Annotated in this window: 1 pseudogene; it reads left to right on the top strand. The window is 55.6% G+C overall.

Annotation, left to right across the window (positions count from 1 at the left end):
* A pseudogene (locus ACESLU_RS10220) lies at window positions 1-311 on the top strand (2,3-bisphosphoglycerate-independent phosphoglycerate mutase); the annotation flags it as partial.

The raw sequence follows: 311 nt of genomic DNA, 5'->3' as shown, positions 1-311 counted from the left end.
ACTTTTTTCCGATGGCGGTGTTCACAGCCACAATAACCATCTTTTCGCCCTGCTCCGGCTGGCCAAAAAAGCCGGTATTCCCAATACCTATGTGCACGCTTTTACGGATGGACGCGACACCGATCCGCACGGGGGACTCCAATATATGAGAGAATTTGAGCGGAAGGCGGGCGAGATCGGCACAGGAACAATTGCCTCTGTTGTGGGACGATACTACGCCATGGACCGCGACAACCGGTGGCAGCGCACCAAGCTGGCCTATGATCTGCTGGTCAATGGGCAGGGGGAAATGTTCGACACGCCGGATGAAG

Source organism: Fodinibius sp., assembly GCF_041642155.1.
Taxonomy (GTDB): Bacteria; Bacteroidota; Rhodothermia; order Balneolales; family Balneolaceae; genus Fodinibius.
The sequence above is the reverse complement of the archived record's forward strand: the minus strand, read 5'-3'. Positions and strand labels throughout refer to the sequence as shown.